Source organism: Streptomyces sp. NPDC017943 (genome assembly GCF_044328425.1).
Taxonomy (GTDB): domain Bacteria; phylum Actinomycetota; class Actinomycetes; order Streptomycetales; family Streptomycetaceae; genus Streptomyces; species Streptomyces djakartensis_A.
The window spans coordinates 60527-67728 of sequence record NZ_JBIRHH010000016.1; the positions used below are offsets into that span (position 1 = coordinate 60527).

Genomic DNA, 7202 nt, shown 5'->3' on the forward strand with positions numbered 1-7202 from the left:
TCCCGCACGGTCCGGTCGTCGCGGACCGGCCGTCACACCACGCGCGCTCCACGCCGCCACACCCCGCTGACCAGCGGCACGCCCGGGCGGTAGGCCAGGTGGACGTGGCTGGGGGCGTCCAGCAGCGTCAGGTCGGCGTATGCGCCCGGCGTGAGGCGGCCGACGTCGGTGCGGCGCAGGGCCGCCGCGCCCCCCGCCGTCGCCGACCAGACGGCCTCGTCCGGGGTCATGCCCATGTCCCGTACGGCGAGGGCGACGCAGAACGGCACGGACGAGGTGAACGACGACCCGGGGTTGCAGTCGGTGGACAGGGCGACCGTCACGCCCGCGTCCAGCAGCCTGCGGGCGTCCGGCCACGCGGCACGCGTGGAGAACTCGGCGCCGGGCAGCAGGGTGGCCACGGTACGGCTGTTCGCCAGGGCGTCCACGTCCGCGTCGGTCAGGTGGGTGCAGTGGTCGGCGCTGGCCGCGTCGAGTTCGACCGCGAGCTGCACGCCGGGGCCGTAGGAGAGCTGGTTGGCGTGGATGCGGGGGTGCAGGCCCCTGGCCCTGCCCGCGGTGAGGACGGCCCGGGCCTGGTCCCCGTCGAAGGCGCCCTTCTCGCAGAACACGTCGATCCAGCGGGCGTGCGGGGCGCAGGCGTCGAGCATCGGGCCGGTGACCAGGGCGACGTATCCGGCCGGGTCGTCCGCGTAGTCCGGGGAGACGACGTGGGCGCCCAGGTAGGTGACCTCGTCGGTGTGGGCGGCCGCCAGGCGCAGGGCCCGGGCCTCGTCCTCGACGGTCAGGCCGTAGCCGGACTTCGTCTCGAACGTGGTGGTGCCCTGCCGGAGCGCCTCGGCGAGGTAGCGGGTGAGGTTGCGCTCCAGTTCCTCGTCGCTCGCCGCCCGGGTGGCCGCGACCGTGGTGCGGATGCCGCCGGCGCTGTACGGGCGGCCCGACATCCGGGCGTTGAACTCCTGCGTGCGGTCGCCCGCGAAGACGAGGTGGGAGTGGGAGTCGACGAAGCCGGGCAGGACGGCCCGGCCGCCGGCGTCGACCCGGTTGTCAGTGGCGGGTGCTTTCCTGTGCTCACCGGTCCACACGACGCGGTCGCCCTCGATGACGACGGCCGCGTCCTGGATCAGTCCGAGGGGGGAATTGTCACCGAGGGAGGGGTCGTTGGTGACCAGGGCGGCGATGTTGGTGATGAGCGTGCTTGCGGTGCTCGCGGAGTGGGCGGGGCTGACGGTCGTCGCGTTGCTCATGGCGTCCTTGCTGGCCTGGTCGGCGGTGGGCCGGGGGTCGGGGGCGGACCGCCCGCGGGGGCGGTCCCGGGTCATCCGCGCAGGTCTGCGACGGCGTCCGCGAGGGCGCGCGGCACGTCCGGGACGAGCGTGTGCACCCCGTCCCGCACGACGTGCCGGCCTGCCACGACCGTATGCGACACGTCCGCTGCCGACGCGGCGAATACGGCCGTCTCGGCCCCGAGTCGCGGAAGCGGCCCTGCCGTCCTGACCGAGTCGAGGCGGATGGTGGTGAAGTCGGCGAGCGCGCCCGGCTCCAGGGTCCCCGCGTCCTGCCAGCCGAGGGCGGCGTGGCCGTCGGCGGAGGCGGCCCGCAGCAGGGCCGCGGCCGTCCAGTGGCCGCGGGTGCGGGAGCGCAGCCGCTCGTTCAGCTCCATGGCCCGTGCCTCTTCGAGCAGGTCGATCACGGCGTGGCTGTCGGAGCCCAGCGACAGCGGGGAGCCCGCCCGTTGCAGGGCGACGGCGGGTCCGATGCCGTCGGCCAGGTCCCGCTCGGTGGTGGGACACATGCAGGTGCCGGTGCCGGAGCCGCCGAGCAGGGCGATGTCCTCGTCGGTGAGGTGGGTGTTGTGGACGCCGGTGGTGCGCGGCCCGAGCACCCCGTGGTCGGCGAGGAGCCGGGTGGGCGTGCGGCCGTGGGCCTCGCGGCAGGCGTCGTTCTCGGCGGTCTGCTCGGAGAGATGGACGTGCAGCGGGGCCCGGCGCTCCTCCGCCCAGCGGGCGACGGTCGCCAACTGGGCGGCGGGCACGGCCCGTACGGAGTGGATCGCGGCTCCGATCCGGGCGTGGGCGCGGTCCTTCAGGGCGGCGCAGCGTTCGGCCCAGGCGTCGGCGGTGCCGTCGGAGAAGCGCAGCTGGGGGGTGGTGGGCGGGTGACCGAAGCCGGAGGAGAGGTAGGCGGTGTCGAGGAGGGTGATGCGGATGCCGGCGTCGGCGGCGGCCGCGATCAGGGCCTCGCCCATGGCGTTCGGGTCGGCGTAGGGGGTGCCGCCGGGGGCGTGGTGGACGTAGTGGAACTCGCCGACGGCCGTGATGCCGGCCAGGGCCATCTCGGCGTACACGGCGCGGGCCAGGGCGTGGTAGCTGTCCGGGGTGAGCCGGGCGGCCGTGGCGTACATGACCTCGCGCCAGGTCCAGAAGGTGCCGGAGCCGACCTGGACGGTGCCGCGCAGGGCCCGGTGGAAGGCGTGGCTGTGGGCGTTGGCCAGGCCGGGCAGGGTCAGGCCGCGCAGGATCTCGGCGCCGGGGGGCGGGGCGGGGGTTCCGGGGCGGACGGCGCTGACGCGTCCGCCGTCCACGTCCAGGGCGACGCCCGGCTCGACGGCCGAGCCGAGCCAGGCGTGCTCCAGCCAGTACGTCCGTGTCACGTGCGGGCCAGTCCTTCCAGTACGTCGGCGAGGGCGAGCACACCGGCGACGCAGTCGTCCTCGGCGGCGGACTCGGCCGGGGAGTGGGAGACGCCGGTGGGGTTGCGCACGAACAGCATGGCGGTCGGGATGCTCCCGGACAGGATTCCGGCGTCGTGTCCGGCGCCGGTGCCGAGGACGGGGACCGTCAGCTCGGTGTCCTTGCCGAGGATGCGGCCGAGTTCGTCGCGCAGGGCGTGGTCGAACTCGACGACGGGGGTGAACGACTCGCGGACCACGGCGAGGTCGACACCCTGGGCGGCGGCGTACTCGGCGGCGGCCTTCTCGATGCCGGCGACGACGGAGTCGAGCCTGTCCTGGTCCTCGGCGCGGGAGTCGAGCCAGCCGCGCACGAGGGAGGGGATGGCGTTGACGCCGTTGGGCTCCACGGCGATCTTGCCGAACGTGGCGACGGCCGAGGCGAGTTCGGCCTCGCGGCGGGCGGCGAGGACGGTCTGGGCGTAGGGCAGCATGGGGTCGCGGCGGTCGGCGAGCCGGGTGGTGCCCGCGTGGTTGGCCTCGCCGGCGAAGTCGAACCGCCAGCGGCCGTGCGGCCAGATGGCGCTGGCGATGCCGACCCGGTCGCCGGACAGGTCCAGGGCCCGGCCCTGCTCGACGTGCAGTTCGACGAAGGCGCCGATGCGGGCGAGCCGCTCGGGGTCCGGCCCGATCGCCTCCGGGTCGTGGCCGGCGGCCTCCATGGCCCGGGGCAGGGTGGTGCCGTCCCCGTCGGTCAGCCGGTGGGCGTCGTCGACGGTGAGCTGCCCCGCGGTGAGCCGGGAGCCGACGCAGGCGAGCCCGAACCGGGCGCCCTCCTCGTCGCCGAAGTTGACGATCCCGAGGGGCTTGGCGAGGTCCGCTCCCCTGGCGCGCAGTTCGTCGAGCGCCGCGAAGGAGGAGACGACGCCGAGGGGCCCGTCGAAGGCGCCCCCGTCGGGGACGGAGTCGAGGTGGGAGCCGGTGACGACGGCGTCGCCCCGGGCCGGGTCGCCCAGCCACGCCCACTGGTTGCCGTTGCGGTCGGTCTCGTAGGCGAGGCCGCGGGACTCGGCCTGCTCCCGGAACCAGGCCCGGCAGTCGAGGTCGGCGCCGGTCCAGGCGAAGCGGCGGTAGCCGCCGGAGGCGGAGCTGCGGCCGATCGGCAGCAGCTCCGCCCACATGCTGTGGAAGGTCACGCCCGGTCACCCTCGCGCATCGGGACCCGCACCCCGCGCTCGCCGGCGACGGACTCGGCGATGTCGTAGCCCGCGTCGACGTGCCGGATGACGCCCATGCCGGGGTCGTTGGTGAGCACCCGGCGGATCTTCTCGCCGGCCAGGGCGGTGCCGTCGGCGACGGTGACCTGACCGGCGTGGATCGAGCGGCCCATGCCGACGCCGCCGCCGTGGTGGATCGACACCCAGGACGCCCCGGACGCCACGTTCACCATGGCGTTGAGCAGCGGCCAGTCGGCGATCGCGTCGGAGCCGTCGAGCATGGCCTCGGTCTCCCGGTAGGGGGAGGCGACGGAGCCGCAGTCGAGGTGGTCGCGGCCGATGACGACCGGTGCGGCCAGCTCCCCGCTCGCGACCATGTCGTTGAACCGCTCGCCGGCCTTGTCCCGCTCGCCGTAGCCGAGCCAGCAGATGCGGGCGGGCAGGCCCTGGAAGTGGACGCGTTCCCCGGCCATCTTGATCCAGCGGGCCAGGGACTCGTTCTCCGGGAAGAGGTCGAGGATCGCCTTGTCGGTCTTGGCGATGTCGGACGCCTCGCCGGACAGGGCCGCCCAGCGGAAGGGGCCCTTGCCCTCGCAGAACAGGGGGCGGATGTAGGCGGGGACGAAGCCGGGGAAGGCGAACGCCCGGTCGTACCCGGCGAGCTGGGCCTCGCCGCGGATGGAGTTGCCGTAGTCGAAGACCTCGGCGCCGGCGTCCATGAACCCGACCATGGCCTCGACGTGCCGGGCCATGGACTCGCGGGCGCGGGTGGTGAAGCCGGCCGGGTCCTTGGCGGCCGCGTCGGCCATGTCGTCGAAGTCCACGCCGACCGGCAGGTAGGCCAGCGGGTCGTGGGCCGAGGTCTGGTCGGTGACGATGTCGATGGGCGCGCCCATGGCGAGGAGCTGCGGCACCAGTTCGGCCGCGTTGCCGAGCACGCCGATGGACAGGGGGCGGCGGGCGTCGCGGGCCTCGGTCGCCAGGGCGAGGGCGTGGTCCAGGCTGTCGGCCTGCACGTCCAGGTAGCGGTGCTCGATGCGGCGGTCGATGGCGCGCGGGTCGCAGTCGACGCAGATCGCGACACCGTCGTTCATCGTCACGGCGAGCGGCTGCGCGCCGCCCATGCCGCCGAGTCCGGCGGTGAGGGTGATGGTGCCGGCCAGGGTCCCGCCGAACTTCTTCGCGGCGACGGCGGCGAACGTCTCGTAGGTGCCCTGGAGGATGCCCTGGGTGCCGATGTAGATCCAGGAACCTGCGGTCATCTGGCCGTACATGGTCAGCCCGAGCTGCTCCAGGCGGCGGAACTCCTCCCAGTTGGCCCAGTCGCCGACCAGGTTGGAGTTGGCGATGAGGACGCGCGGGGCCCACTCGTGGGTCTGCATCACGCCGACCGGGCGGCCCGACTGGACCAGCATGGTCTCGTCCTGCTTGAGGCCCTTGAGGGTGCGGACCATCGCGTCGAAGGAGCGCCAGTCGCGGGCGGCCTTGCCGGTGCCGCCGTAGACGACGAGCTTGTCGGGGTGCTCGGCGACCTCGGGGTCGAGGTTGTTCTGCAGCATCCGCAGGGCGGCCTCCTGCTGCCATCCCAGGGCGCTCGGTTCCGTTCCGCGCGGTGCTCGGACGGGTCGGGGTCCTGACATGGTCTGCCTCCTGATGGGTGCTCCCGCGGGATGTTGCTGCTTCTATTCACATCCTGGCGCCATGAATAGAGCTAGTCAACACCCCCGGGGACCGACGCGGCCGCGCCGGGGATGTTTGGCTGGAGGGCATGCACGCACACATCGGAACGGAAGAAACGGACGGATCCGCGGCCGGGCGGGCGGCCCGGCGTGACGAGGCGGTGCGGGCCGCCGTGGAGCAGGGGCTGGTCGGGCCGGACAGCCCTGTCGTCGCCCTGCTGGACGTCACCGGCATCAAGGAGTCGGCGGCCGCGCTGCGGGCCGCGTTCGAGGCGGTGACCGCTCCCGGCACTCCCGTGCTGCACGCCTTCGCGGTCAAGGCGACCCCGCTGGTGCCGGTGCTGCGGCTGCTGCGCGAGGAGGGCATCGGCGCCGAGGTCGCGAGCCCGGGTGAGCTGGCGCTGGCCCGGGCCGCCGGGGTGCCGGCGCGGATGACGGTGCTCGACTCGCCCGCGAAGACCCCGGCCGAACTGCGGGAGGCGCTGGACCTGGGCGTCGCGGTCAACGCGGACAACCCGCAGGAGCTGGCCCGGCTGGACGCCCTGATGCGGTCGGGGTCCAGCCGCTCCCCGCTCGGGATGCGGGTGAACCCGCAGCTCGGCGGGGGCTCCATCGAGGCGTTGTCGACGGCGACGGCGACCAGCAAGTTCGGCGTGGCGCTGCGCGACGAGGGAGCGCGGGAGTGGGTGGTCCGGGCGTACCTGGACCGGCCCTGGCTGACCCGGCTGCACGCGCACACCGGCTCCCAGGGCATCCCGCTGTCCCTGATGGTGCGGGGCGCGGCGCAGACGTACGCGCTGGCCGAGGAGATCAACCGGCGGGCGGGCCGGCGGCAGGTCGACACCCTCGACATCGGCGGCGGGCTGCCGGTGAACTTCGCCTCGGAGGCCACCACGCCGACGTACGCGCAGTACGCGCGGATGCTGGCCGAGGAGGTGCCGGGGCTGTTCGACGGGCGGTACGGGCTGGTCACCGAGTTCGGGCGGTCGCTGCTGGCCAAGCACGGCACGGTGGTGGCGCGCGTGGAGTACGCCAAGAGCTCGGGCGGGCGCGCGGTGGCGGTCACGCACGCCGGGGTGCAGGTCGCCGCGCGGACGGTGTACGCGCCGCAGAGCTGGCCGCTGCGGATCGCCGCCTACGACGCGAAGGGGCGGCCGAAGGACGGGCCCGACGTGGTCCAGGACGTCGCCGGCCCGGCCTGCTTCGCCGGGGACCTGCTGGCGGAGGGCCGCTCCATGCCGCTGCTGGAGCAGGGGGACCACGCGGCGGCGCTGGACACCGGGGCGTACTACTTCGCGCACCACTACGCGTACAACTCGCTGGTGCGTCCGGCGGTGTACGGCTTCTGGCCGGGAGGCCGGTTCGCGGTGGTCCGCGAGGCGCAGACCGTCCAGGAGGTGGTCGCAGAATCCGGCGGCTCCCGGGCCGACGCCCTGATGTGAGCGCGGGGGGGCGTGCCGGGGACCGGCGGAAGCGGAGCGGTCGCTTGCGGGCGGGGGCCGGGCTCGGGGCGGTGGGGGCGGGGGGGGGGGGCCCCCCCCCCCCCCGGGGGCCACGCGGGGCCGGGGCATGAGGGGGGGGCCCCCCCGGGGCCCGGCGCCCCCCGCCGGGGCCGGTAGACCGTTGGGCCCGACC

Annotated in this window: 5 protein-coding genes; 1 reads left to right on the forward strand and 4 read right to left on the reverse strand. The window is 74.7% G+C overall.

The features are described 5' to 3' along the window. Positions 1-32 precede the first annotated feature (32 nt). The 4 genes from hutI to hutU are packed head-to-tail and all read right to left on the reverse strand — an operon-like array spanning position 33 to position 5528. Positions 33-1322, reverse strand: a complete 1290-nt coding sequence (gene hutI / locus ACH4C6_RS33550; protein ID WP_398112466.1) for an imidazolonepropionase — start codon at positions 1320-1322, stop codon at positions 33-35. After that, on the reverse strand, positions 1319-2653 hold the full coding sequence (locus ACH4C6_RS33555) for a formimidoylglutamate deiminase (RefSeq protein ID WP_398112467.1): 1335 nt from the start codon (positions 2651-2653) through the stop codon (positions 1319-1321). The genes hutI and ACH4C6_RS33555 overlap by 4 nt, the downstream gene beginning before the upstream one ends. Continuing rightward, entirely contained in the window at positions 2650-3867 is a 1218-nt protein-coding gene (locus ACH4C6_RS33560) for an allantoate amidohydrolase (protein ID WP_398112468.1), read from the reverse strand. The genes ACH4C6_RS33555 and ACH4C6_RS33560 overlap by 4 nt, the downstream gene beginning before the upstream one ends. Next, complete coding sequence (gene hutU / locus ACH4C6_RS33565) at positions 3864-5528, reverse strand: urocanate hydratase (protein ID WP_398112469.1); 1665 nt, start codon at positions 5526-5528, stop codon at positions 3864-3866. Before hutU ends, ACH4C6_RS33560 begins: the two co-directional genes overlap by 4 nt. Before the next feature lie 128 nt (positions 5529-5656). Here hutU and ACH4C6_RS33570 point away from each other — a divergent pair, with 128 nt between their 5' ends. Next, positions 5657-7009 carry a diaminopimelate decarboxylase gene (locus ACH4C6_RS33570; protein ID WP_398112470.1) on the forward strand — a complete coding sequence of 451 codons (1353 nt, stop codon included), beginning with the start codon at positions 5657-5659 and terminating at the stop codon, positions 7007-7009. Positions 7010-7202 lie beyond the last annotated feature (193 nt).